Origin of the sequence: Pseudomonas versuta, from assembly GCF_001294575.1 — a bacterium.
Taxonomy (GTDB): Bacteria; Pseudomonadota; Gammaproteobacteria; order Pseudomonadales; family Pseudomonadaceae; genus Aquipseudomonas; species Aquipseudomonas versuta.
The window spans coordinates 3,399,323-3,423,672 of the sequence record NZ_CP012676.1 but is presented as its reverse complement, the minus strand read 5'-3'; the positions used below and the strand labels follow the sequence as shown (position 1 = coordinate 3,423,672).

The 24,350-nt window shown below is 59.0% G+C and carries 22 protein-coding genes; 16 read left to right on the top strand and 6 right to left on the bottom strand.

Features of this window, described 5'->3' with window-relative positions; translation table 11 throughout:
* Window positions 1-7: 7 nt before the first annotated feature.
* From prfB to AOC04_RS15310, 7 genes are all read left to right on the top strand, one after another.
* Window positions 8-1,103 (top strand): peptide chain release factor 2 gene (gene prfB, locus AOC04_RS15340; protein WP_125863035.1). Its coding sequence is split into 2 segments (ribosomal slippage): window positions 8-79 and window positions 81-1,103, totalling 1,095 coding nucleotides; the frame shifts between segments, so codons are not numbered across the junction.
* Window positions 1,104-1,219: 116 nt separating this feature from the next.
* On the top strand, window positions 1,220-2,722 hold the full coding sequence (gene lysS / locus AOC04_RS15335) for a lysine--tRNA ligase (RefSeq protein ID WP_060694812.1): 1,503 nt from the start codon (window positions 1,220-1,222) through the stop codon (window positions 2,720-2,722).
* Between the two features lie 231 nt (window positions 2,723-2,953).
* Complete coding sequence (locus AOC04_RS15330; protein ID WP_060694810.1) at window positions 2,954-3,670, top strand: TetR/AcrR family transcriptional regulator; 717 nt, start codon at window positions 2,954-2,956, stop codon at window positions 3,668-3,670.
* A gap of 12 nt (window positions 3,671-3,682) precedes the next feature.
* Entirely contained in the window at window positions 3,683-4,231 is a 549-nt protein-coding gene (locus AOC04_RS15325; protein ID WP_060694808.1) for a hypothetical protein, read from the top strand.
* Window positions 4,232-4,262: 31 nt separating this feature from the next.
* Complete coding sequence (locus AOC04_RS15320; protein ID WP_060694806.1) at window positions 4,263-5,540, top strand: flavohemoglobin expression-modulating QEGLA motif protein; 1,278 nt, start codon at window positions 4,263-4,265, stop codon at window positions 5,538-5,540.
* A 126-nt stretch (window positions 5,541-5,666) separates the two neighbouring features.
* Window positions 5,667-6,578, top strand: a complete 912-nt coding sequence (locus AOC04_RS15315) for an alpha/beta hydrolase (RefSeq protein WP_060694804.1) — start codon at window positions 5,667-5,669, stop codon at window positions 6,576-6,578.
* Window positions 6,575-6,895, top strand: coding sequence for a hypothetical protein (locus tag AOC04_RS15310; RefSeq protein WP_060694801.1), 321 nt, complete (start codon window positions 6,575-6,577; stop codon window positions 6,893-6,895). Before AOC04_RS15315 ends, AOC04_RS15310 begins: the two co-directional genes overlap by 4 nt.
* Before the next feature lie 121 nt (window positions 6,896-7,016).
* Here the strand turns inward: AOC04_RS15310 and AOC04_RS15305 are convergent, their stop codons facing one another.
* Both AOC04_RS15305 and AOC04_RS15300 read right to left on the bottom strand, forming a co-directional pair.
* Window positions 7,017-7,796: a lipotoxin F family OmpA-related lipoprotein LptF gene (locus AOC04_RS15305; protein WP_060694799.1), complete on the bottom strand. Its 780-nt coding sequence runs from the start codon at window positions 7,794-7,796 to the stop codon at window positions 7,017-7,019.
* Window positions 7,797-7,862: 66 nt separating this feature from the next.
* Window positions 7,863-8,276, bottom strand: coding sequence for a DUF4398 domain-containing protein (locus tag AOC04_RS15300; protein WP_060694797.1), 414 nt, complete (start codon window positions 8,274-8,276; stop codon window positions 7,863-7,865).
* A 270-nt stretch (window positions 8,277-8,546) separates the two neighbouring features.
* On the opposite strand from AOC04_RS15300, the gene ppc reads away from it, so the two are divergent.
* The 5 genes from ppc (at window position 8,547) to AOC04_RS15275 (ending at window position 14,250) form a co-directional block, all read left to right on the top strand.
* Window positions 8,547-11,177 (top strand): phosphoenolpyruvate carboxylase, encoded by a 2,631-nt coding sequence (gene ppc / locus AOC04_RS15295; RefSeq protein WP_060694795.1) that lies wholly within the window; start codon window positions 8,547-8,549, stop codon window positions 11,175-11,177.
* A 286-nt stretch (window positions 11,178-11,463) separates the two neighbouring features.
* Window positions 11,464-12,111: an adenylate kinase gene (adk, locus tag AOC04_RS15290; RefSeq protein ID WP_060694792.1), complete on the top strand. Its 648-nt coding sequence runs from the start codon at window positions 11,464-11,466 to the stop codon at window positions 12,109-12,111.
* A 95-nt stretch (window positions 12,112-12,206) separates the two neighbouring features.
* Complete coding sequence (gene tsaB, locus AOC04_RS15285) at window positions 12,207-12,884, top strand: tRNA (adenosine(37)-N6)-threonylcarbamoyltransferase complex dimerization subunit type 1 TsaB (RefSeq protein WP_060694790.1); 678 nt, start codon at window positions 12,207-12,209, stop codon at window positions 12,882-12,884.
* Window positions 12,885-13,085: 201 nt separating this feature from the next.
* Window positions 13,086-13,382: a hypothetical protein gene (locus AOC04_RS15280; protein ID WP_060694788.1), complete on the top strand. Its 297-nt coding sequence runs from the start codon at window positions 13,086-13,088 to the stop codon at window positions 13,380-13,382.
* A gap of 4 nt (window positions 13,383-13,386) precedes the next feature.
* Window positions 13,387-14,250, top strand: a complete 864-nt coding sequence (locus AOC04_RS15275; RefSeq protein WP_060694786.1) for a DUF72 domain-containing protein — start codon at window positions 13,387-13,389, stop codon at window positions 14,248-14,250.
* Here AOC04_RS15275 and AOC04_RS15270 read toward each other — a convergent pair.
* Window positions 14,247-14,867: a hypothetical protein gene (locus AOC04_RS15270; RefSeq protein ID WP_060694783.1), complete on the bottom strand. Its 621-nt coding sequence runs from the start codon at window positions 14,865-14,867 to the stop codon at window positions 14,247-14,249. The genes AOC04_RS15275 and AOC04_RS15270 overlap by 4 nt on opposite strands.
* A 93-nt stretch (window positions 14,868-14,960) precedes the next feature.
* On the opposite strand from AOC04_RS15270, the gene AOC04_RS15265 reads away from it, so the two are divergent.
* Window positions 14,961-15,743 carry a class I SAM-dependent methyltransferase gene (locus AOC04_RS15265; protein ID WP_060694781.1) on the top strand — a complete coding sequence of 261 codons (783 nt, stop codon included), beginning with the start codon at window positions 14,961-14,963 and terminating at the stop codon, window positions 15,741-15,743.
* Between the two features lie 79 nt (window positions 15,744-15,822).
* On the opposite strand, the gene AOC04_RS15260 is transcribed toward AOC04_RS15265, so the two are convergent.
* A complete protein-coding gene (locus AOC04_RS15260; protein WP_060694779.1) occupies window positions 15,823-16,461 on the bottom strand; it encodes a TetR/AcrR family transcriptional regulator in 639 nt (212 codons plus the stop codon).
* A gap of 90 nt (window positions 16,462-16,551) precedes the next feature.
* Between AOC04_RS15260 and AOC04_RS15255 the strand changes: the two genes are divergently transcribed.
* Both AOC04_RS15255 and AOC04_RS15250 read left to right on the top strand, forming a co-directional pair.
* Window positions 16,552-17,652 (top strand): efflux RND transporter periplasmic adaptor subunit, encoded by a 1,101-nt coding sequence (locus AOC04_RS15255; RefSeq protein ID WP_060694776.1) that lies wholly within the window; start codon window positions 16,552-16,554, stop codon window positions 17,650-17,652.
* A 5-nt stretch (window positions 17,653-17,657) separates the two neighbouring features.
* Complete coding sequence (locus tag AOC04_RS15250; protein WP_060694775.1) at window positions 17,658-20,723, top strand: efflux RND transporter permease subunit; 3,066 nt, start codon at window positions 17,658-17,660, stop codon at window positions 20,721-20,723.
* A gap of 138 nt (window positions 20,724-20,861) precedes the next feature.
* On the opposite strand, the gene AOC04_RS15245 is transcribed toward AOC04_RS15250, so the two are convergent.
* Window positions 20,862-21,263 carry a YbaY family lipoprotein gene (locus AOC04_RS15245; protein ID WP_060694772.1) on the bottom strand — a complete coding sequence of 134 codons (402 nt, stop codon included), beginning with the start codon at window positions 21,261-21,263 and terminating at the stop codon, window positions 20,862-20,864.
* A gap of 98 nt (window positions 21,264-21,361) precedes the next feature.
* Entirely contained in the window at window positions 21,362-23,869 is a 2,508-nt protein-coding gene (plsB, locus tag AOC04_RS15240) for a glycerol-3-phosphate 1-O-acyltransferase PlsB (RefSeq protein WP_060694771.1), read from the bottom strand.
* A gap of 239 nt (window positions 23,870-24,108) precedes the next feature.
* Between plsB and AOC04_RS15235 the strand changes: the two genes are divergently transcribed.
* Window positions 24,109-24,318, top strand: a complete 210-nt coding sequence (locus AOC04_RS15235) for a cold shock domain-containing protein (RefSeq protein WP_060694769.1) — start codon at window positions 24,109-24,111, stop codon at window positions 24,316-24,318.
* Window positions 24,319-24,350: the final 32 nt, after the last annotated feature.

Genomic DNA, 24,350 nt, shown 5'->3' with positions numbered 1-24,350 from the left:
GCCAGCCATGGAAATCAACCCGATCCTTAACAGCATCAAGGACTTGTCAGAGCGCTCCGAAACTATTCGGGGGTATCTTTGACTACGATCAAAAGCATGAGCGTCTGACCGAAGTCAATCGCGAGCTTGAAGATCCGAGTGTCTGGAACAACCCTTCGTACGCCCAGGAACTGGGGCGCGAGCGCTCCCTTCTGGCGCAAATCGTTGAAACCCTTGATGAGATGCACACAGGTCTGGCCGATGCCAAAGACCTGCTGCTGATGTCCGCCGAGGAAGAAGACCAGGCCGCTGTCGATGACGTTGCCGCTGAAGTCGAACGTCTGCGCGAAGCCCTTGAAAAACTCGAATTCCGCCGCATGTTCAGCGGTGAGATGGACGCCAACAACGCTTACCTGGACATTCAGGCAGGCTCTGGCGGTACCGAGGCGCAAGACTGGGCCAATATCCTGTTGCGGATGTATTTGCGCTGGGCCGACAAGCGCGGCTTCGATGCCACCATCATGGAGCTGTCTGCCGGTGAAGTGGCCGGGATCAAAGGTGCAACTGTACACATCAAAGGCGAATACGCATTTGGCTGGTTGCGCACCGAGATTGGCGTCCATCGTCTGGTCCGTAAAAGCCCCTACGATTCGGGCAACCGTCGTCACACCTCGTTCTCGGCCGTATTTGTTTCGCCGGAAATCGACGACAACATCGAAATCGACATCAACCCCTCAGACCTGCGAATCGATACCTATCGTTCGTCCGGTGCGGGCGGTCAGCACGTAAACACCACCGACTCGGCCGTGCGTATTACCCACGTTCCGACCAACACTGTGGTGTGCTGCCAGAACGAACGATCCCAGCATGCGAACAAAGACACCGCCATGAAAATGTTGCGGGCACGTCTTTACGAGCAGGAAGTGCAGAAGCGTAACGCTGCCTCCCAGGCCCTGGAAGATACCAAGTCGGATATCGGCTGGGGTCATCAGATCCGCTCGTACGTTCTCGATGCCTCGCGGATCAAGGATTTGCGTACCAATATCGAGCGCAGCGATTGCGACAAGGTACTCGACGGCGATATCGACGAATACCTGATTGCCAGCCTGAAACAAGGGCTGTAAGTCGCGTAACAACACGTAAAGTGCGCAGCCGGTGCGATGCCTTCAAGGCGCGCTAAAGCCCGCTTCCCCCTGCTGCAAGGCGGGGGCAACGAACCTGTGATGGAATTTTTTAAGACATGAGCGACCAACAACTCGACCCGCAAGACCTGCAACAGGAAGAAAACACCCTGATCGCCCTGCGCAAGGAAAAACTTGCAGCCGAGCGCGCCAAGGGCAATGCCTTCCCGAATGACTTCCGTCGCGACAACTACTGCGCCGACCTGCAGAAGAAGTACGCCGACAAGACCAAGGAAGAGCTGGCTGAAGCCGCCATCCCGGTCAAGGTTGCTGGTCGCATCATGCTTAACCGTGGTTCGTTCATGGTGATCCAGGACATGACCGGGCGCATCCAGGTCTACGTCAACCGCAAGACCCTGCCGGAAGAAACCCTGGCCGCCGTGAAGACCTGGGACCTGGGCGACATCATCGCTGCCGAAGGCACCCTGGCCCGTTCCGGCAAAGGCGACCTGTACGTTGAAATGACCAGCGTGCGCCTGCTGACCAAATCCCTGCGCCCGCTGCCGGACAAGCATCACGGTCTGACCGACACCGAGCAGCGCTACCGCCAGCGTTACGTTGACCTGATCGTCAACGAAGAAGTGCGTCACACCTTCCGTGTACGTTCCCAGGTGATTGCGCACATTCGCAGCTTCCTGATGCAGCGCGACTTCCTTGAAGTGGAAACGCCGATGCTGCAAACCATCCCGGGCGGTGCAGCGGCCAAGCCGTTCGAGACCCATCACAACGCCCTGGACATGGACATGTTCCTGCGCATCGCGCCTGAACTGTTCCTCAAGCGTCTGGTGGTGGGCGGCTTCGAGAAAGTATTCGAGATCAACCGCAACTTCCGTAACGAAGGTGTCTCGACCCGTCACAACCCAGAATTCACCATGCTTGAGTTCTACCAGGCGTATGCCGATTACGAAGACAACATGGACCTGACCGAGGAACTGTTCCGCGAACTGGCTCAGCTTGTTCTCGGAACCACCGACGTGCCGTACGGCGACAAGGTGTTCCATTTCGGCGAGCCGTTCGTGCGGCTGTCGGTGTTCGACTCGATCCTCAAGTACAACCCGGAACTGACCGCTGACGACCTGCAGGACATCGACAAGGCACGTGCCATTGCCAAGAAGGCCGGCGCCAAGGTGCTGGGCTTCGAAGGTCTGGGCAAGCTGCAGGTGATGATTTTCGAAGAACTGGTCGAGCACAAGCTGGAGCAGCCGCATTTCATTACCCAGTACCCGTTTGAAGTGTCGCCGCTGGCCCGTCGTAACGACGACAACCCGAACGTGACCGATCGTTTTGAGCTGTTTATCGGTGGCCGTGAAATCGCCAACGCTTACTCCGAGCTTAACGATGCAGAAGACCAGGCCGAGCGCTTCATGGCCCAGGTCGCTGACAAGGACGCGGGCGATGACGAAGCCATGCATTACGATGCCGACTTCGTACGTGCACTGGAATACGGCATGCCGCCGACTGCCGGTGAAGGTATCGGTATCGACCGTCTGGTCATGCTGCTGACCAACTCACCGTCGATTCGCGATGTCATCCTGTTCCCGCATATGCGGCCACAGGCGTAACGATACGAAGTAAAAAGCCGCCGACCGAGGCGGCTTTTTATTGCCTGACACCTGGCCATGGCCCGATTGTGGGAGCCGGGGCCTGATGTCAGGGACAGCCTGCTGTGGGAGCTGGCTTGCCAGCGATGGAGGGGGGCATGGTGGTTAGATGATGTCAGCGCAGGCAAGCCGGCTCCCACAATCATTGAGTCTCTTCAGTAGCACCATTGTCTTCAACACAAGGAGTCTTTCGTGAACCTAGCCAGGGCTCAAGAAGGGGCGGCGCATGTCGCTACGGCAGTCGCCGAAAGTGTGCAGTATCAAGGGCGCAAGGCCAGTCGCCATGGCAGTGAGCAGCGCCGCCAGCAGATTCTCGATGCGGCCATGCGCATTGTCGTGCGTGACGGTGTGCGCGGTGTACGGCACAGGGCCGTTGCCGCTGAAGCGGGCGTACCGTTATCGGCGACCACCTACTACTTCAAGGATATTGATGACCTGCTTAACGACACGTTCGCCCAATACGTCGAGCGCAGCGCCGCCTTTATGGCCAAGCTGTGGCTGAACACTGAAGGCCAGTTGCGTGAGCTGGTGGCCTATGGCGATGGCAGCCCGCACTCACGCGCGCAACTGGCTGATGAAATTGCCCGTATGGCCGCCAGCTATGTTCAGCACCAGTTACTCACCCGTCGGGAACACCTCATGGCGGAACAGGCGTTCCTGCAGGCGGCGTTGCTGAACCCGCGTCTGGCATTGCTGGTCAGGGCCCATCAACAGATTTTATGGCAGGGTACGTGCCAGATATTTCAGGTGCTGGGCTCTAAACAGCCGCAGCTGGACGCCAATGTCTTGACGGCGATAATCGGTCGGATGGAATATCAGGGCCTACTTAACGGCGCGCAGCCAGATTCGGATGATGGCCGACTCGCTATTCTTACGCGTTACATGCACTTGGTACTGGCCGCTCTATAGAAGGATGCAGGCATGAAAGCTTGGCGCGTAATGCTCATGGCATTGTCGTTTTTAATGTTGAACGGTTGTCTGGTGACCTTTACCGAGGCACCGCTGGTGGCCGAGGCAGCACCTAAATCGCTGCTGGGTAAATGGGTCAGCAAGGATGCATGGGGGCAGGCTCGCAACTTGCAAATCAGCGCCATCGACAAAAATCATTATCAGGCAGTGGTCTACCCCAAGGGTGAGCCCAAGGCCCAAGAGCGCTACAGGTTCATCGTCGCCCGCCATGGCAGCCGCTGGTACGCATCGGCCGCGCTGCCGCCCAGGCTGGGGGGGCACTACACGTTGAGCGGCTTTGAATTGACCGATAACAATGAACTGGTGGTCTACGATCTTGATCTGGACCAGGTCAAGCAGGCTATGGGCCAGTCGGCGTTGAGCGGTGATTCGATTGAAACCGCTGAAGGCCCCGGCGCATTGATCGACAGCCCCTCGGCCAAGGTGTTTGCCTACCTGGACGACCCTGCCAACTCCGACGTATTCGTGGAAGCCGCCCGCTATCAACGCGTGGTCAAGTAACCCAACATTCAGCCCATTAAAGGAGCACCGGGTGGACGACTACCAGCGCACGATTCGCACGTTGTCAGACCGTATCGTACTGGCACAAACCCCGATCCGCGTACTGGATGCGGTGAAGTGGGACGACAGCATCCGTCAGGGATTTTTCAAGGCCAAGGGCAAGGAAATGCCGGCGGTCAACCGCGACTATTACCTGGGCCGCCCGCTGTCCTTTGACTCCGGTGCGGTAAAGCTGGAGTTCCAGAATATTGAGCGCGATATCACCCGTCAGCTGGGGCAGTTCAATCCGGTCGGGCAGATCATGCGCCGCATGTGCAAGGAATACCGCATGGTGGTGCGCATGCTCGAAGCGCGCGGCACCGAAGACTTCGGGCTGATTTCCCAGGAGCTGTATGGCGCTGCGTCCGACGCATTCCATGCCGGGGACCCGACGCTGGCCGATCTGGGGCTGATGATGTCCGATTACCTGGACAACATTGACGGGCGCGGTGACCTCAAGGACGAAGCCAAGACCCTGACTGCCAAAGATGCGGTGAGCCTGCTGCAAAGTCGCTTGAACAAGGTGTTTGGCGAAGCCGAAGAAACCATCCGCGTATTTGAGTCCGACGGCATCGTCGCGGACGCCGCCGCGGGTGCGGACTACATCAAGATCCGCGCCGACGCGATGTTCAACGAGCGCGATGTACGGGCGCTGGAAGTCCACGAAGGCCTGGTGCATGTGGGCACCACGCTGAACGGGCAAAACCAGCCGATTTGCACCTTTCTCGCCAAGGGCCCGCCCTCGTCGACAGTGACCCAGGAAGGCCTGGCGATTTTGATGGAGATCATCACCTTTGCCTCTTACCCCAGCCGCCTGCGCAAACTCACCAACCGCACCCGTGCCATCCACATGGTGGAAGAGGGCGCGGACTTTATGCAGGTGTATGAGTTCTTCCGTGAGCAGGGCTTTGAAATGTCGCAGAGCTATGGCAACGCAAGCCGGGTTTTTCGCGGCTCGGTGCCAAATGGCCTGCCATTCACCAAAGACTTGTCCTACCTCAAGGGCTTCATCATGGTTTACAACTATATTCAGTTGGCCGTGCGTAAAGGCAAGCTGGAGCAAGTTCCGCTGTTGTTCTGTGGCAAAACCACACTCGAAGACATGCGAACCCTGCGCCAGTTGGTGGATGAAGGCCTGGTGGTGGCGCCCAAGTACCTGCCCGATCAGTTTCGCGACATGAACGCGCTGGCGGCCTGGATGTGCTTCTCCAACTTCCTCAACCATCTGAGCCTGGACCGGATTGAAGCGGATTACTCCAACATCCTGTGACCCCTGAACAGCCTGTAGTCGCTGACGCAGGCTGCAAAGGAGTGCGAAGCAATCCGTTATTCTGAAAACCCTGCGGCCTGACCTCATCGCAGCCTTCGGCAGCGACTACAAATGGTGACTCGTTAGATGAAAACTCTGGCTGCACTCTGCCTGCTGTTGACGCTCAGCGGATGCAGCTCCTTGCTGTTTTACCCCGAACCCGGTCAGCCGGTTACGCCGACTGCCGCTGGTTTGAAATACCGTGATGTGACCCTCACCGCTGCCGATGGCACGCGCCTGCATGGTTGGTGGCTGCCCGCCAAATCCGGCGTGCCCCTCAAGGGCACGGTGCTGCACCTGCATGGCAATGGCGGCAACCTGGCCTATCACCTGGGCGCCACCGCCTGGTTGCCCGAGCAGGGGTATCAAGTACTGATGCTCGATTATCGCGGCTATGGCCTGTCGCAAGGCGAACCCGGTTTACCAGCGGTGTATCAGGATATCGACGCCGCTTTCGAGTGGTTGCAGCAACAGCCCGAAACTCAAGGCCAGCCGCTGATTGTGCTGGGGCAAAGCCTGGGCGGCGCGATGGGGGTTCATTACCTGAGCCAGCACCCGGCGCAACGGGCCCGGCTCAAGGCGATGGTGCTCGATGGCGTACCGGCCAGTTACCGCGAAGTGGGGCAGTTTGCCTTGAGTACCTCGTGGCTGACCTGGCCTTTGCAAGTGCCGTTGTCGTGGCTGGTGCCTGACGCTGACAGTGCCGTGTATGCCATGCCTGAAATGGGCGGTGTGCCGATGCTGATCTTCCACAGCATGGATGACCCGATAGTGCCGCTTTCCAATGGCCTGCGGCTGTATCAAGCTGCGCCCCCGCCCAAGGTGCTGCAACTGACGCGCGGTGGTCATGTGCAGACGTTTGCCGACCCGACCTGGCGTCAAGTGATGCTGCGTTACCTGGATGACCCTCAACACTTCAACGGCGTGCGTCGCTTGGGCGAAATTCCCAATTACCCCGCCTCACCCGATTCGATTACAGAGGCACAGAGCCCGCAATGAGTGAAGAACGCAACGCCATCCCCCTGATCATTACCGGTATTTGCACCATCATCGGCACTGTAGGGGCCCTGTGGTACTACGGTTACCTGCATTTCGCCAAGCCTGAGGACGCGCTGCTGCTCAGCGACTTCACCATGCTCAAGACCATTCCCGGGGAAGACTATAAGTTGTCGCTGACGCCGGCCAATCAGGTGGCACAATGCATAGACGGCATCGTCGTGCTGTTCGACACCGAGCAAAAAGGCCTGACCGGGGTGCTGGTCAACAACAAGAAACAAGCAGTGCACTGCGTGGGTCAGAACACCCCTCAACAGTAGGAACAAGCGCTTGATCTGTAGGAGCGAGCTTGCTCGCGAGCTGTTAATTGCCCCACGCAGCGCTCACAAAAAAGCCCCGCCTGATTCCTCAGGCGGGGCTTTTTATTGTGCGCTTACAGACTTACTGCATCGACGAACGCGGCGCTACCGGCTGGTTGTCGTTGGAGATAGTCACTTCTACGCGACGGTTCTGGGCACGGCCCGAGTTGCTGTTGTTGTCAGCTACCGGATATTCCTTGCCATAACCTTGGGTCACGATGCGCGAAGGATCAACGCCGGCACGTACCAGCGCCATTTTGACCGCGTTTGCGCGACGTTCAGACAGGTTCTGGTTGTAAGAAGCCGAACCTTTGCTGTCGGTATAGCCTTCAACAATCACCTTGCGGTCAGGGTTTTTGATCAGGTAGTTGGACAGTGTGGTGATGCTGTCGCGGCTGTTTGGCTTCAGTGTCGCCTTGTCGAAATCGAACAGCACGTCACCGAAGGTCACCAGGGTGCCGCGTTCGGTTTGCTTGGCATTCATGCTTTGCAGTTGCTTGATCTGAGCGTCACGGGCCTCCAGCAGTGCCTGGGCGCGGGCCGCTGCGGAGTTTTTCAGCTGGTTCTCAGCCGTGCGCAGCGCAATGGTTTGCTTGGCGACTTCAACGCGCTGGTTGGTCAGGTAAGCAAGCTGGTCAACCTTGGACTCGTCTTCCTTGTCCATATAGGCCTTTTGAGCCTTGTCCAGCCACTCACTGGCGTCCTTGGTTTCCAGCGCGGCTACCTTGGTGGCTTCCGGGTTGGATTGCAGGGCCGAGAAATTGGTCTGGGCATTTTCCAGGTTCACGTTTGGCTGGTGCGAGCATGCTGCCAGGCCGACGCTGAGTGCCAACAGGGCAGGGATCAATACTTGGTTACGCATAATAGTTAGTCCTTTCTATCGAGTAGGAGTGCCGCATCACAGGGGCAGGCAATTAAGGGGCAGCGTTTACTTAACGCTACGCATGCCTTCCTGACGCAGTTCCTGAACCGCTTTCTGAGCATCCTGAACGGCCTTCTCGGCTTTAGCTGCCTGGGCTTTGCGCTCTGCTACGCGAGCGTCCCATTCCGCTTGTTCGGACAGGCGACGGGCCTCGTCATATTTTTTGTCGTGCATGGCAATCTCGGCTTGCTTGAGTTTGTCTTGTGCAGACTTCATTTCAACCGGCGCATATTCAGTGCCACCAGCGCTTACGGCGTTATTCACTGCCGATTGAGTAACGGCGTACTGCTCCGACGGTGGATTGCCAGCGCAACCGGCCAGAACGAAGCTGGTACCGATTGCCAGCGCAGCCAGTTTTAGCCCGCGCAGGCGAGGTGAGGTGGTTTTGACAGTGCGGGTCATCATGGTCTTCAACTCCATTGGGAAGCTCCTTGGAAACATCAAGTTCCATCACTGCTGTGGTATCACCCGGAGTTCTTAAACACAGGTATTAACGGCGATGGTTAATGGCTGTGACCCGAGCGTTTTTTGAATAGTTCAAATTAAAAGGTGGCAAATTGCCTATTTTTTTTTGACCGTTCGGTCAGGCAGATTTTCAGGCTTTGGCGCTGGATGACTTGTCAAAAGCAGCCCTCGCGACGCACTCTTGGGCATGAGCTGGCCCCCCGCACTCTGCTGGAGAAATTGCTGATGACCGATATTGATGCACGCTTGCGCGATGATGTTCACCTGCTGGGTGAGCTGTTGGGTAATACGATTCGTGACCAGTACGGCGAAGCGTTTCTCGCCAAGATCGAACGTATTCGCCAGGGGGCCAAGGATGACCGGCGCGGTACCACGGGCGAGGAGCTGAAAGCGATTCTGGATGCCTTGGGCGACGATGAAGTACTGCCCGTGGCGCGGGCGTTCAACCAGTTTTTGAACCTGGCTAACATCGCCGAGCAATACCAGTTGATTCACCGGCGCGAAGAAGGCCGGCCGCAACCTTTTGAGTCACTGGTACTGCCCACCTTGCTGACCCGTCTGCTGGAAGAAGGGCATGACCCCGAAACCCTGGCGCGGCAGATTGGCCGCCTCGACATCGAACTGGTGCTCACCGCTCACCCGACTGAAGTCACGCGCCGTACCTTGATCCAGAAGTACGATGCCATTGCCGAGCAACTCGCCGCCCAGGACCATCGCGACCTGACCCGGGCCGAAAAGGCCCAGATCGAACAGCGTCTGCAACGGTTGATCGCCGAGGCCTGGCACACCGAAGAAATCCGCCGTACCCGGCCCACCCCGGTGGATGAGGCCAAGTGGGGATTTGCGGTCATTGAGCATTCCTTGTGGCAGGCCGTACCGCACATGCTGCGCAAGGCCGATCAGGCCCTGCACGCAGCGACGGGCCTGCATTTACCTTTGGAAGCCGCGCCGATCCGCTTTGCTTCCTGGATGGGCGGCGACCGTGACGGCAACCCCAATGTCACCGCCAGTGTGACTCGCGAAGTGCTGTTGCTGGCGCGCTGGATGGCGGCCGATCTGTACCTGCGCGATATCGACAAACTGGCAGCCGACCTGTCGATGCAGCAAGCCACTGCAGAGTTGTTGGCGGTCGCGGGAGAAAGTGCCGAGCCGTACCGCGCGGTCCTTAAACAACTGCGTGAGCGCCTGCGGGCGACCCGTAGCTGGGCGCATAACGCCTTGAGCAGTGCCCAGCCCGCACCGGACGGGGTATTGCAGGACAATCGTGATCTGCTGGCGCCGTTGCAGCTGTGCTACCAGTCGCTGCATGCCTGCGGCATGGGGGTAATTGCAGACGGGCCGCTACTTGATTGCCTGCGTCGTGCGGTGACTTTTGGCTTGTTTCTGGTGCGTCTCGATGTGCGTCAGGATGCAGCTCGCCACGCCTCGGCCATGACTGAAATTACCGACTATCTGGGGCTGGGCCGTTACGAAGACTGGGACGAAGATGCGCGCCTTACCTTTCTGATCCGCGAACTGGCCAACCGCCGACCGTTGCTGCCGGGTTACTTCAAACCGGGTGCCGATACCGCCGAAGTGCTGGCGACCTGTCGCGAAGTGGCCGCCGCTCCCGCGGCATCCCTGGGCTCTTATGTCATCTCGATGGCGGGGGCTGCTTCAGACGTGCTGGCGGTGCAGCTGCTGCTTAAAGAAGCGGGGCTCGAGCGTGCGATGCGCGTGGTGCCGTTGTTCGAAACCCTGGCCGACCTGGACAATGCAGGGCCGGTGATCGAGCGGCTGCTGCTGTTGCCGGGATATCGCGCACGCCTGCATGGCCCGCAGGAAGTGATGATCGGTTATTCAGATTCGGCCAAGGATGCCGGCACTACGGCAGCGGCCTGGGCGCAATATCGGGCCCAGGAGAAACTGGTCAATATCTGCCGCGAGCAAGATGTCGAACTGTTGTTGTTCCATGGCCGCGGCGGCACCGTGGGCCGTGGTGGCGGCCCTGCGCATGCGGCGATTCTGTCGCAGCCGCCGGGTTCTGTTGCCGGGCGATTCCGCACCACCGAACAGGGCGAAATGATTCGCTTCAAGTTCGGTTTGCCGGACATTGCCGAGCAGAATCTCAACCTCTACCTGGCGGCAGTGCTGGAAGCTACTTTACTGCCGCCGCCGTTGCCCGAGTCGGGCTGGCGGGTGCTGATGGACGAGCTGGCTGCCGATGGGGTCAAGGCTTACCGCGAGGTGGTGCGGGACAACCCGCAGTTTGTCGAATACTTCCGCCAGTCCACCCCCGAGCAGGAGTTGGGGCGTTTGCCGCTGGGCAGTCGTCCGGCCAAGCGCCGGGCAGGGGGGATTGAAAGCCTGCGCGCCATTCCGTGGATTTTTGGCTGGACCCAGACCCGCCTGATGTTGCCGGCGTGGCTTGGTTGGGAAACTGCATTGAGCCGGGCGCTGGAGCGGGGGGAGGGCGAGCAGCTGGCAAAAATGCGCGAGCAGTGGCCGTTCTTTCGGACCCGCATCGACATGCTGGAAATGGTTCTGGCCAAGGCCGATGCTGACATCGCGCGGCTCTATGACGAGCGTCTGGTCACCCCGCAACTGCTTCCTTTGGGTGCGCACCTGCGCGACTTATTGTCGCAGGCGTGCGCAGTGGTACTGGGTTTGACCGGTCAGTCGCAACTGATGGCCCACAGCCCGGATACTCTGGAGTTCATCCGTTTGCGCAACACTTACCTTGATCCGCTGCATCTATTGCAGGCAGAGCTTCTGGCCCGTTCCAGGCGCCAGCAAGCGGCTCAGGACAGCCCTCTGGAACAAGCGTTGCTGGTAACTGTGGCCGGGATCGCTGCGGGCTTGCGTAACACCGGCTAAGGGAAAAGCAGGACGGGTTGTCGTGCCCATACGTTCAGGGATGCTGCAGACTTGATGCTGATCCCCGGCCGGGCGCGACACTTTATTGTGGGGTTGCGACCTGCGACACCTGGCCGCAAGTGCGCGTTTGCTAGAGATTATTCCTACTTTGGCCTGCTTGTGTGGGCCCGGCCTGCTGTGTATCTTGATCAGCCCTTGGCCGTTTTGACGGCCATAACCCGATTTTGAGACTGGCCCAAAGAGGCGAGTCTGTTGTCATTTAAATAAAAATTTGAGGAGCATATCAATGCGCGTAATTCTGCTGGGAGCTCCCGGGGCCGGTAAAGGTACTCAGGCAAAGTTCATCACTGAAAAATTCGGCATCCCGCAAATCTCCACCGGCGACATGTTGCGTGCAGCTGTAAAGGCTGGCACCGAACTGGGCCTGATCGCTAAAAGCGTGATGGACAGCGGTGGCCTGGTGTCTGATGACTTGATCATCAATCTGGTTAAAGAGCGCATCAGCCAGCAAGACTGCAAGAACGGTTTCCTGTTCGACGGTTTCCCGCGCACCATTCCACAGGCCGAAGCACTGGTCAAAAATGGTGTCGAGCTGGATCACGTGATTGAAATCGCGGTAGACGACGAAGAAATCGTTCAGCGCATTGCCGGTCGTCGTGTTCACGAAGCCTCGGGGCGCGTTTACCACACCATCTACAACCCGCCAAAGGTTGAAGGCAAGGATGACGTAACCGGCGAAGAACTGATCCAGCGCAAGGACGACACTGAAGAAACAGTTCGTCATCGCCTGTCGGTTTACCATTCGCAAACCAAACCGCTGGTAGATTTCTACCAGAACCTGGCCGCCACCCAGGGCAAGCCGAAGTACAGCCACATTGAAGGCGTTGGCTCGGTTGAAGCCATTACCGGCAAGGTACTTGAAGCACTGAGCTGATCGTCGTATTGCTCTGATACAACAGCCCGCTTGCGGGCTGTTGTTGTTTATACTGCTGCACTTTTTTTCAATTCTGAATTCTGACGGGAACACCGATGAACACCTTGCTGGCCCTGGATACCGCGACTGAAGCTTGCTCTGTTGCCTTGCTGCATGATGGCAAGGTCACGAGCCACTACGAGGTGATCCCGCGCCTGCATGCGCAAAAGTTGTTGCCGATGATCAAAGACCTGCTGGCCGAGGCCGGGGTTGAACTGTCAGCCGTCGAAGCCATTGCCTTCGGGCGCGGGCCGGGAGCCTTTACCGGGGTGCGGATCGCCATTGGTGTGGTGCAAGGCCTGGCCTTTGCCCTGGAGCGTCCGGTCTTGCCGATCTCCAACCTGGCCGTATTGGCCCAGCGAGCCTATCGCGAGCATGGCGCGACCCAGGTGGTGTCGGCCATTGATGCACGCATGGACGAAGTGTATTGGGGTTGCTACCGCGAACAGGCGGGTGAAATGCGCCTCGAGGGTGCTGAAGCCGTACTGCCGCCCGACGTCGCCGGCTTGCCGGCCGGTGCCGGCGGTGACTGGTTTGGCGCGGGCACCGGCTGGGGTTACGCCGAGCGTTTGAGCGTCAAGCCCTATGCCATGGATGCGGGCATGTTGCCCCATGCCGAAGACTTGCTGACCCTGGCCCGATTTGCCTGGGCGCGTGGTGAGGCGATCGCCGCTGATCTGGCGCAGCCGGTGTACTTGCGCGACAAGGTAGCCACACCCAAAGCAGAGCGTTGATCGAGACAAGCAGCACAGCTCATTCTCTGTAGGCGCTGGCTTGCCAGCGGTTCAGCGGGTTAATGCCATCGCCGGCAAGCCGGCTCCTACAGGGAATGGAGGCAGGCTCCGGCAAACGCGGTTTATCAGGCTGGCCGGCGGGGATTTGCTTACTTGACCCAACGCCGCTAAATTGCCTCTACCGCCACCGAGCACGCAGCCATGCGCATAGACGGCTTTTCCTCTCAGTCCTACCCGATCAAGCGCAAGCCGCGTAAAGGCCAGGCGCTGGTGGATGAGTCGGTGGACGACAGCGAAGCCTCATTCGAAAACGTCCCCCAGGCTGCTCGCACTCAACCCCGCGGTGAACGCATCAGCCAGTCACTGGTTCGCTCGCAGGACATGATCTTCCAGCGTTCGATGAGCAAAAACGCAGCCAGCGCCCTGGCCAGTTATCTGACCACCGCAGGCTTCATCGACTGGGAAATAGAAGAGCAGGTGCTGGACCTGTACATTTGACCCCATGACTGACCTTCCTTATTACCTGGGTTGCCCGTCCTGGAGCGAAAGCGCCTGGCGCGAAGGGCTGTACCCGCAGAATGCCCGGCCAGCGGATTTTTTAAGCCTGTACGCTCAAGTCTTCAACGCTGTCGAAGGCAATACCACCTTCTATGCCCGCCCCGCGCCAACCACCGTTGAGCGCTGGGCACAAAGCCTGCCTGAACACTTTCGCTTTACCGCCAAGTTTCCCCGGGATATCAGCCACGGCGGTGATCTGCGCGAACAAAACCACGCCGCCGAAGATTTCCTGCAACTGTTGCGACCTCTGGGTGCGCGCGTGGCGCCACTTTGGCTACAACTCCCGGCCAGCTTCGGGCCTGTGCGTCTGGCAGAGCTGGTGAGCTTCATGGACGCCCTGGAGCGACCGTTAGCAGTTGAAGTGCGACACCCCGAGTTCTTTGCCAAAGGTGATAGCGAACGTTTGCTCAATCGCTTGCTGATGGATCGCGGGGTTGAACGTATTTGCCTGGATCCGCGGGCGCTGTTCAGCTGCACTTCCACCGATCCGGCGGTGCTTCACGCCCAGGCGAAAAAGCCCAGAGTGCCGCCTCGTCCGGCCGCGTTCACCCCATTCCCGCAAGTGCGTTTCATCGGTCGGCCAGAGCTGGAAGCCAACGACCCGTATCTAGTGCCCTGGATTGAAAAGGTCGCGGGGTGGATCGAGGAAGGGCGCACGCCTTATGTATTTCTTCATACGCCGGATAATCACCGCGCACCGGAACTGGCGCGGCGATTTCATCAGCAGTTGAGCGAAAGGTTACCGGGGCTGCCCGCATTGCCGGAGTTGCACCAACCCCAGGCGACAGAGCAGTTGGGGCTGCTCTAGGCCGCCAGGCGCAAGTTGTTGAGGACCACTGGCCTGGCCCAGCTCAGGTCGAAGTCCATGGCCCGTTGTTGCTCGATCAGGGTCAATGGCTCGAAAGGCTCGGCAGGTTTGTCGAGCAGGTCCAGCTCGAACTCGGCGATCGGCAAGTGCAATGGCCTGGGTTCAGGCGCCGGGCCCGGATCAGGTAGCGGATGGCCGAAAGCCATAACGACCGGACGTACCCATGTGGTTTCGAAGTCCTGTTGATGCTGCTGCACACTCACTTCTTCTGCGGCAAACGGTGTGGCGGGCGGTGGCAGCAACTCCGGGTCGAACTCGGCAATCGGTAAAAACAACGCTTCAGGGGGCTGCAGCTCGGTATCCTGCACTTCGCAATGTCGCTGGGTCACGATAGTGCCCAGCAGGTCGCTGCCACCCTGGGGCTCTGCCTGTTCATCCACGGCCACCGGGGCTGCATCAATCGCGGGAAAGGCTTGCGCTGCGCACTGTTCTGCTAATGCCCGGGCGTAAAAGTCCTTCCACAGATGGTTGACGCTACCTGTGATCTGCGAGTTGTGCCGGCCAAAGTCGCCAATCGGGGCGATAAAGCCGATGGATGTGGAATGAATGTCTGACATAGCTCTCGGTAGACGCCCGGCTCTGGCAAAATGCCGGATATTTCATTTATCGGCAGCCTTTGCCGATCATTAAATTTTTGAGCGTGTTTTTAGATGAGTGAGCAAGCAGCAGGCTGTCGTATCAAAGTCGAAGCGTTGGACGAGGCCTATCAGGCCCTGGCCGGGCAATGGGCTGAACGTCTGGGTCTGCCTCTGGCCGAGCCCCAGGCTGAGTTCGCCTTGCAAGTCGGTGCGCAGGGGTTGCAGTTGCAGCAACTGGGGCCGGATGCTCCGGGCCCGGTGCGGGTCGACTTTGTAGAGGGGGGCGCTGCCCACCGGCGTTTGTTTGGCGGTGGCACGGGGCAGATGATTGCCAAGGCGGTCGGTGTGCAGCAGGGCGTGCGCCCCCGGGTGCTGGACGCCACGGCGGGGTTGGGCAAGGACGCGTTCGTGCTGGCGAGTCTGGGCTGCGAAATGAGTCTGATCGAACGTCAGCCGCTGATCGGAGCGTTACTTGAAGATGGTCTGGCCCGTGGCCTGGACGACTTTGAAGTGGCGCCGATCGTGTCGCGCATGCACTTGCTTAAGGGCAACTCGATTGAGGTCATGCGCAACTGGGAAGGCGAGCCGCCGCAAGTCATCTACCTCGATCCGATGTTCCCGCATCGTGAGAAAACAGCCCTGGTGAAGAAGGAAATGCGCCTGTTTCGGCCATTAGTGGGCGATGACAATGATGCGCCGGCCTTGCTTGAAGCGGCTTTGGCGCTGGCCAGTCACCGTGTGGTGGTCAAGCGCCCGCGCAAGGCGCCGTGCATTGCCGGGCCCAAACCGAGCCATGCGCTGGACGGCAAATCGAGCCGTTACGATATTTATCCGAAGAAAGCGTTGAAGCCCTGAGCCCGGTATTCCCCCTGTAGGAGCGAGCTTTCAAGATCAAAAGATCGCGAGCAAGCTCGCTCCTACAGGGACAGTGCGTTCAGAGCGGACGATACGCCCGCATGAATACACTCACCACTTCCTGTACGTGAGCCTCGGCGCCGGCATCGTCCAGCGGCTCGCCGCAGCCGTACAGCAGGCGAAAGTTGGGTGAGCCCTTGAGCATGCAAAAGAAGTGCTCGGCCGCATAGTGCGGCTGATCAATCTGCAGCTCGCCGGTGCGGTGGATTTTTTCCAGCAGCCGCTCCATCTCCTGCACCAGTCGCTCTGGGCCCGCCTCAAAGAAAATCTGCGACAACTGGGGGTCCTGGCTGCCCTGGGTCATCATCAGTCGATGCAGGTTGAGTGACTCCTGGCTGTTTATCAGCGCATGAAAGCCTCGGGCAATGTTTAACAGCACCGCGTCGATCGGCGCACCACCAGGCAATTCAAAAAACAATTCCGGCAACTGTTCCGTGCACTTGGCCATGATCGCCGAGGAGAAGAGTGTCTCCTTGTCGGTGAAGTGGCTGTACACAGTCAGTTTTGACACCCCGGCCAGGCCTGCGACCGCGTCCATGCTGGTGCTGGCATAGCCATGGTTCAGAAACAGGGTTTTCGCCGCGTCGAGGATCAACTGGCGTTTTGCCATGTCCTTGGGGCGCCCGGGTGCATTGGGGGGTAAAGGATTGTCGGACATTCTCGTTTATTACTGGACTGGTGAGTTTGGTATTAATAACATGCCGCCCAGTATAAATATTCCAAGCCCTATTAGCGAAAGGTCATCTCCATGTTGCGCCATGTATTGCCCCGCGCTGTGCCTGTGTGTCTGGTGTTTGTGTTATCCGCGTGCGGGCATGAAGAGCCCGCTCAAATCAGCATCAGCCCGGCAATGGTGGTGCAGCCACAGCCTTCTGCGCTGGCCAACCAAAGTTATCCGGGTGAGGTACGGGCCCGGTTCGACCCGCAACTGGCGTTTCGTATCGGCGGCAAAGTCACCAGGCGGCTGGTCGAGGAAGGCGAGCGGGTCAAGGCCAACCAGCCGCTGGCTGAGCTGGACCCGCAAGATGTGCGTCTACAACTGGAGGCGACCCGCGCCCAGGTAGCCGCAGGGCAGGCCAATCTGAATCTGGTGCGTGCGGAGCGTGATCGCTACAAAACCCTGCTCGACCGGCAGATGGTCAGCCGGTCGCAGTTCGATAATGCCGAGAACCTTTATCGCTCTGGTGAAGCCCGGCTCCAACAGCTCAAGGCCGAGCAGGATGTGGCCAGCAATCAGGCCAGCTACGCGGTGTTGCGTGCGCCTCAGGACGGGGTGATCGCCCGGCGCCAGGTTGAAGTCGGTCAAGTGGTGGCCGCCGGCCAGACGGTATTTACCCTGGCAGCCGACGGCGAGCGTGAAGTGCTGATCAGCTTGCCGGAGCAAGCCTTCGCTCGATTCAAGATTGGCATGCCGGTGGCGGTGGAGCTGTGGTCGCAGCCCGATCAGCGCTTCAGCGGCCGTATTCGCGAACTGTCACCTTCGGCCGACCCCAAGTCGCGGACCTTTGCTGCCCGTATCGCCTTCACCGCAGGCAAGGTGCCGGCCGAGCTGGGCCAAAGTGCCCGGGTCTTCATTCAAAGCGAAGGTGTGAGCCCGTTGTCGGTGCCGCTGTCGGCATTGAGCGCCGAAAATGGTGCGACCTATGTCTGGCGTGTCGGCCAGGGCAACAAGCTGGAGCAGGTGCCCGTGCAGGTGGGGCCATACGGCGAGAAAAGCGTGCCGGTGCTTGAGGGGCTCTCGGCTGACGACTGGATCGTGTCGGCCGGGGTGCACGTGTTGCATCCAGGGCAGCAAGTGCGTCCGGTTGACCGCTCAAACCGAACGATCAACGTTGCAGGCAAGGAGTAATCCCGATGGGTTTCAACCTTTCCGCCTGGGCGTTGCGTAATCGTCAAATCGTTCTGTTTCTGATGCTGTTACTCGCCATCGTCGGTGGTCTTTCCTACACCAAGTTAGGGCAAAGCGAAGATCCGCCATTCACCTTCAAGGCCATGGTGATCCGCACATTATGGCCGGGCGCCAGTGCCGAGGAAGTCTCGCGCCAGGTGACCGAGCGCATCGAAAAGAAACTGATGGAAACCGGCAAGTACGAGCGCATTGTGTCGTTCTCCCGGCCGGGTGAGTCGCAAGTGACCTTTATGGCTCGTGACTCGCTGCACTCGGCGCAGATTCCGGAGCTGTGGTATCAGGTCCGGAAAAAAATCAGCGACATCCGCTACACCTTGCCACCGAATATCCAGGGGCCGTTTTTCAACGATGAGTTCGGCACCACTTTCGGCAATATCTACAGCCTCAGTGGCGAAGGTTACGACTATGCGGTGCTCAAGGATTACGCCGATCGCATCCAGATCCAGCTGCAACGGGTAAAGGATGTGGGCAAGGTCGAGCTGCTTGGCCTGCAGGACGAGAAGATCTGGATCGAACTCTCCAACCTCAAACTCGCCACCCTGGGCCTGCCGTTGGCGGCTGTGCAACAGGCTCTGCAGGAGCAAAACGCAGTCTCTGCCGCAGGCTTCTTCGAGACCCCTACCGAACGCGTACAATTGCGCGTGAGCGGTAACTTCAAAACCGTGGAAGAGATCGAGCGGTTCCCGATTCGGGTGGGGGAGCGCACATTGCGGATCAGTGATGTCGCCGATGTGCACCGTGGCTTTAATGATCCGCCGGCACCACGCATGCGTTTTATGGGGCAGGATGCCATTGGCCTGGCCGTGGCGATGAAAGACGGTGGCGACATCCTGGTGCTGGGCAAGGCGCTGGAGGCCGAGTTTGAAAGGATCCAGCGAAACCTCCCGGCGGGTATGCAACTGAGCAAAGTCTCGGATCAGCCGGCAGCGGTGAAATCCAGCGTCGGGGAATTCGTCCAGGTGCTGGTGGAGGCCCTGGCGATCGTGTTGCTGGTGAGTTTCTTCTCGCTCGGCGTGCGCACCGGCATGGTGGTGGCACTGACGATCCCGCTGGTGCTGGCGATGACATTCGCCGCCATGCATTACTTCGGTATCGGCCTGCACAAGATCTCGCTGGGGGCACTGGTGCTGGCGTTGGGCTTGCTGGTGGACGACGCGATCATTGCCGTGGAAATGATGGCGATCAAGATGGAGCAGGGTTACGACCGGCTCAAGGCGGCGAGTTTTGCCTGGACCAGCACGGCGTTCCCGATGTTGACCGGCACACTGATTACTGCAGCAGGCTTTCTGCCGATTGCCATGGCGCAGTCGAGCACCGGGGAGTACACCCGTTCCATCTTCCAGGTCGTGACCATTGCGCTGCTGGCATCGTGGATTGCGGCGGTGATATTTGTGCCGTATCTGGGGGCATTGCTGTTACCGGACCTGGCGAAGATTCATGCCCAAAAGCACGGCACCGGCGCCGGAGTTCCGGACCCTTACGCCACCCCTTTTTATCAGCGCATTCGTCGGCTGGTGGAGTGGTGCGTACGTCGGCGCAAGACCGTCATTACCCTGACTGTGCTGTTGTTCCTGGGCTCGGTGGTGCTGTTCAAGTTTGTGCCGCAGCAGTTCTTCCCGGCTTCTAGCCGTCTGGAGCTGATGGTCGATATGAAACTGGCCGAAGGCGCGTCGTTGAGCAACACCACCGAGCAGGTAAAACACCTCGAAAGCCTGCTCAAGGATCACCCCGGGATAGCCAACTATGTGGCCTACGCGGGCACCGGTTCTCCGCGTTTTTACTTGCCACTTGATCAGCAACTGCCAGCGGCCAGCTTTGCCCAGTTCGTGGTATTGGCCAAGACCATTGAGGATCGTGAAACCCTGCGTACCTGGTTGATCGAGACCCTGAATCAGCAGTTTCCTGGGGTTCGCTCACGGGTTACCCGCCTTGAAACGGGTCCACCTGTGGGTTACCCGGTGCAGCTGCGGGTAACGGGCGAGCACATAGAGGAAGTGCGGGCGCTGGCACGCAAGGTTGCGGCCAGGGTTCGGGAAAACCCTCATGTGGCCAACGTTCACCTGGACTGGGAGGAGCCGAGCAAAGTGGTGTACCTCAATGTCGATCAGGACCGGGCGCGGGCCCTGGGCGTGAGCACGGCGAACTTGTCGCACTTCCTGCAAAGCACCTTGCTCGGCTCATCTGTCAGCCAGTACCGCGAAGACAACGAGTTGATCGAAATCCTGTTGCGCGGCACACCCCATGAGCGTACCGAGTTGTCGCAGCTGCCGAGCCTGGCCGTGCCCACCGACAATGGCCAGAGCGTCGCCTTGTCGCAAATAGCGACCCTGGAATATGGCTTTGAAGAAGGCATTATCTGGCACCGTAACCGCCTGCCGACCGTGACGGTACGCGCCGATATTTATGGCAAGGAGCAACCGGCGACGCTGGTGCAGCAGATTCTCCCGACACTGCAAGATGTGCGTGCAGAACTTCCGGACGGCTATCTGCTGGAGGTGGGTGGAACGGTCGAAGACTCGGCCCGCGGGCAGGACTCGGTGAAGGCCGGATTTCCGCTGTTTATCGTGGTGGTGCTGACCTTGCTGATGGTGCAGCTGCGCAGTTTCTCGCGCATGGTGATGGTGTTTTTGACCGCGCCTCTGGGGTTGATCGGGGTGACCTTGTTCTTGCTGGTGTTTGGCAAGCCCTTCGGCTTTGTGGCGATGCTCGGCACCATTGCGCTGTCCGGGATGATCATGCGCAACTCGCTGATCCTGGTGGACCAGATCGAGCAGGACAAGGCCGCGGGTCTGGACCCATGGCAGGCGATTATCGAAGCCACGGTACGCCGCTTCCGCCCGATCGTACTGACCGCCCTTGCGGCGGTGCTGGCGATGATTCCGCTGTCACGCAGCGTGTTCTTCGGGCCTATGGCGGTAGCGATCATGGGTGGATTGATTGTTGCTACGGCACTGACCCTGCTGTTCCTGCCTGCACTGTATGCGGCGTGGTTCAAGGTGAAGAAAGCCTGAGCCTGGCCTGAGGTGGGGGCACTGCTGGCGTGAATCTATCGCTGGCAAGCCAGCTCCCACAGTGGGTGGGCATTGTTGATGTGGGAGCTGGCTTGCCAGCGATGCAGGCAACTCCAGCCCCACAGGATCATGCGGTGTTTATTGTTGAACCTGATCGACCCGCAGGCGGATGGGTTGCTGGGTCTTGGCATTCAGGTCAACGCTGTTGCGTTCAGTGTTGATGAACAGCAATTGGCCCTTGTCTTCGATCCGCGCGCTGACGGCGTAGGTGTGGCCCGGTTTGACGTCGGCCGGGTCATAGCTCAGGTGAAAAGGCAGCGGAACCTGGCCTTGGATCGGGCCGCTTTGCCTGGCCAGCGTGACTGCCGGGGCGTCGGCCAGCGATACATCTTGCAGGCTTACTTCAAGGGTAGCGCCAGGCGGCAGGGCGATACGTTGCAGGTAAAACACTTCACCATCCAGAGAGGCGTGCGGGGCCGGTGTCATCGAACTGCAGGCTCCGAGCAGGGCGGTCAGGCTGAGAACAAGGATTTTTTTCATCGGAAGACTCCATTGGGCTGGCTTCAACGCAAGGCGTTGAGTGAATCAAGTCACCTGCCTGCCAGACGCCTTGTGCATCTGACAGGCAGGTTTACTTATTAAGAGGGTTTTTCCAAAGACAGCGGCGTGTCATCCGCTGCATCTTCGGCACGATGCAAGGCCACCTGACGGATCGACAGGCGGATTTCGGCGGGCAATACACGTTTGGCAGCACCTTCGGCCAGTTCGCCGAGCAGTTCGTGATAGCTCAGCTTGCCGTTGGCGTCGCGGCGCAAGACGTCTTCTTCGAGCAGCGTCTGGATAAAGTGGCGGAACAGGCTCTTGTCGAAGAACTCCGGGGCATTGAGCCCGTGCAGGATCGACAGGCGCTGGGCCATCATGGTGCACAGGTCTTCCAGCTCTTCGGCGCTCAAGGTGTTCTGGCCGCTGTTAAGCAGCAGCGAGATGGCCATGTAGAAGCGCTGCAGGGTTTGCGCAATGCTTCTGGACAGCAGCGTCAGCAATACAAAATGCCGTGAACTCGGGGCAGGGCGCAGGTACACATCGTTTTCAAAGCGCAGCAAACCCTGTTCGACAAAGGCTTCAAGCCATTGGTCCACCACACCCTCCAGCTCATCCTCGGACCAGCGAATGAACAGCTCCGACTGCAGGTACGGATACAGGGCGTGGGTGTAGCGCAGGATTTGCTCGCGGGTCATGCGCGAGGCGCTTTGGAAGAAGCTGGCCAGTAATGCCGGCAACGCAAAAATATGCAGCACATTGTTGCGATAGTAGGTCATCAGGACGGCGTTTTGCTCATCCAGATACAGCACCTTGCCCAGCGCATCGCTTTGCTCGGAGAGCAGGTCCATGCTTTTTACGTGTTCGATCAGCGCTCGACCGTCACCCTCGGGCAAGGTGGTGTGCGATGAGTAGGGCACCCGGCGCAGCAGGGCCAGGTACAGGTCCAGCACGCGGGCCATTGCCCGGTCATCCAGCGCCAGTTTGCTGGTGGACAGGAGCACCAGTGCCACCAGGTTGACCGGGTTGATGGCCGCGGCTTCGTTCAGGTGCCGGGCGACTTTCTCTCCCAGGCGATTAGTGGTCGCGTGCAACCACTCAGGCCGGTACAGCGGGGCCAGTTCCTGCTGACGCCAACCCGGCTGTTCACCGTCCAGAAACTCGGCAAGTTTGATCGGTTCGCCGAAATTGACCGCCACCTGGCCGAATTTTTGTTTCTTGAGGGCGCCGATCACTTTGAAGATGTCGAAAATGGACTCTTTTTTCTTGCTCGCCCCGCGCAGTTCGCCGAGGTAGGTCCGGCCTTCGAGCACACGTTCGTAACCGATATACACCGGTACAAAGACGATCGGCATACGCGATGAACGCAAGAAACTGCGTACGGTGATGGCCAGCATTCCGGTTTTTGGTTGCAGCATGCGCCCGGTGCGCGAGCGACCGCCTTCGACGAAATACTCGACCGGGAAGCCTTTGGTGAACAGGGTGTGCATGTACTCGTTGAACACCGAGGTGTACAGCGGGTTGCCCTTGAACGTGCGGCGCATGAAGAATGCCCCGCCACGGCGCAGCAGGCGGCCCATCAACGGCATATTCAGATTGATCCCGGCGGCGATATGCGGCGGGGTCAGACCGTTGCGAAACAGCAGGTAGGACAGCAGCAGGTAGTCGATATGACGGTGGCAGGGCACGTAGACGATTTCATGACCTTGAGCGACGTTCTGCACGCCCTCGAGGTCGTGGATCTTGACCCCGTCGTAAATCTTGTTCCAGAACCAGCTCAATATCACTTCAAAAAAGCGGATCGCCGTGTAGGTGTAATCCGAAGCGATTTCGTTGGCGTAGCGCAGTGCCTGGGCTTTGGCTTTTTCCGGGGAGATATTCTCGCGCTCGGCTTCATCCAGGATCGCCTGGCGTACAGACGGTTCCTTGACCAGGCCTTTCACCAGATTACGCCGGTGAGACAGGTCGGGGCCGATGGTGGCGGTTTTGAGGTTGCGAAAGTGCACCCGCAAAATGCGTTGAGCCATGCGCACTGTGCGCTCGTGGCCTTTGTTGAGGTCAATCAGCTCGCGCAGGTGAATCGGTGCGGAAAACTGCACGCGGGTTTTTCGGCCCAAAATAAGAATGCGCAGCATGCGGCGCAGGCGCCCGGTGACCGCCCAACTGTCGGCAAACAGCAATTTCCAGGGGCTGGACTCGCTGTCGGGTGACTGGCCCCAGAACACGCTGACCGGGATGATTTGCGCATCTTCGGCCGGGTTCAGGGTCAAGGCGTCTACCAGACGGGTCAGCGCAGGCGGTGCCCCACGCTTGTCCTGACGTCCCAGCCAGTCGGGCTCGGGGGTCAGGTAAAAGAATGCCTCGGGCTCAATCATTTCGCCCACGGCTACCGGTAGCACCGGCCGTGGCAGGCCGGCCTTGGTGCATTCGGCGTCGATAACTGCCAATTCGGTCAGTGAGGGCGATTGCAGGACGTAGAACACCGGCCGGCTGCGATCCAGATTCAGTGATAAAGAGGACTGATTGATCGTCTCCGACCGCACCCACAGGTACAGCAAGCGACGCAGCGCGCCAAATACAAGACGACGGAATGGAGAGCGGGTCATACGGCTTCTGCGTTAGTGGATTTAAACGAGTGTTTACTCGTGCCGGTAGTGTGCCGTATCTCTGGAAAATCGGCAAAAAAGCAGCGAACTAATATTGATTGAGTGTTTTTTTGGCTGACTTATACTCGGGGATCTTTCGCCATGCTGCGTAAGACCCAGTCTGCAAAAGCTAAGTTCGAGCGAAAGATCTCAAAGGGCTGATTGTAGAGCCCGATCAATAATAAAAGGGGGAAGGATTCATGAGTACGCGCGTAACAGGCAATGTGAAATGGTTCAATGACGCCAAAGGCTACGGTTTTATTCAGTGCGCTGATGGCGCCGATGTGTTCGTGCATTACCGTGCCATTCGCGGCGAAGGTCATCGCTCTCTGGCAGAGGGACAACAGGTCGAATACACCCAGATCAAGGGTGACAAGGGCTTGCAGGCTGAGGATGTCGTGGGGCTTTAACAACGGGCCCGCTGGCTGATGAAGAACCTGTG